Source organism: Pseudoalteromonas sp. SR45-5, from assembly GCF_014163565.1.
Taxonomy (GTDB): Bacteria; Pseudomonadota; Gammaproteobacteria; order Enterobacterales; family Alteromonadaceae; genus Pseudoalteromonas; species Pseudoalteromonas distincta.
In genome coordinates, this window is sequence record NZ_JACJDN010000834.1 from 1 (window position 1) to 1,422 (window position 1,422).

At 41.9% G+C, this 1,422-nt stretch carries 1 protein-coding gene and 1 pseudogene; both read right to left on the minus strand.

The features are described from left to right. Positions 1 to 1,083: redox-regulated ATPase YchF (gene ychF / locus H5072_RS19440; protein ID WP_182694507.1), on the minus strand; the 1,083-nt coding region annotated here is incomplete at its 3' end. Between the two features lie 53 nt (positions 1,084 to 1,136). Further along, positions 1,137 to 1,422, minus strand: a pseudogene (locus H5072_RS19445) (aminoacyl-tRNA hydrolase); the annotation flags it as partial.

Below are 1,422 nucleotides of genomic sequence, written 5' to 3' on the forward strand. Positions count from 1 at the left end.
GAACAAGAAGTTCATTACATCGCCGTCTTTAACAATGTACTCTTTACCTTCTTGACGCATCTTACCTGCTTCTTTTGCGCCGCTTTCACCTTTAAAGGCAACAAAGTCGTCAAAAGCAATCGTTTGCGCACGAATAAAGCCACGCTCGAAGTCGGTATGGATTTTACCCGCTGCTTGTGGCGCTGTTGCACCTACAGGGATTGTCCATGCACGCACTTCTTTAACACCCGCAGTGAAATAAGTTTGTAATTGTAGTAATTCATAACCACCACGAATAACAAGATTAAGGCCGGGCTCTTCTAAGCCAAGATCAGCCATAAACTCAAGCTTGTCTTCGTCATCTAATTCTGAAAGCTCAGATTCGATAGCAGCACATACAGGAACAACAATCGCATCTTCTGCTGCAGCAATAGCGCGTACACGGTCAAGGTATGGATTATTTTCAAAACCATCTTCAGCAACGTTTGCAATATACATAGTTGGTTTAATAGTTAAGAAGTTGATAGAGCTGATTGCTGCTTTTTCTTCTTTAGTTAATGCTAAAGCGCGTAAAGTTAAGCCTTCATCAAGATGCACTTTTACTTTTTCAAGTACGGCATTTTGCTCTTTGGCGTCTTTATCACCACCTTTTGCTTTTTTTGCGTTACGGAAAAGGGCTTTTTCAGCGCTATCCATATCAGCAAGTACTAACTCAGTGTTGATTACGTCAATATCGTCAGCAGGGTCAATAGTGCCTGCTACGTGTATGATGTTTTCATCTTCAAAACAGCGAACTACGTGGCCAATTGCATCGGTTTCACGAATGTTAGCTAAAAACTGGTTACCAAGGCCTTCACCTTTAGATGCGCCCTTTACCAAGCCAGCAATGTCTACAAATTCCATACTAGTGGTAAGAACTCGTTGAGGATTAACAATTTTAGCAAGTTCGTCTAGACGAGGATCTGGCACAGGTACCACACCTGTATTAGGCTCAATGGTACAAAAAGGAAAGTTAGCGGCTTCAATACCCGCTTTAGTTAGTGCATTGAAAAGCGTTGATTTACCTACGTTAGGCAAGCCAACGATGCCACATTTAAAACCCATAGTAAGATACCTTGTTTAGAATTCGTTTAAACGGTGTACTTGGACCCAAGTTACTAGGGTTTAAACGAATGTAGTCTGTTTTGTGCTTTTAACACACCATCTTTTGCAAGTATTTCCATGCAACGAACTGCTTCATCAACAGCAGCATCCATTTTTTCTTGGTCTTCTTTGGCCGCTTTTCCAAGCACCCAACCAGTTACCATTTCACGATGCCCCGGATGACCTACACCAATGCGCAAGCGCATAAAGTCTTTTTGATTTGCCATTTTTGCAATAATGTCTTTTAAACCATTATGACCGCCATGTCCGCCACCTTTTTTTAATTTGGCAACGCCTGGG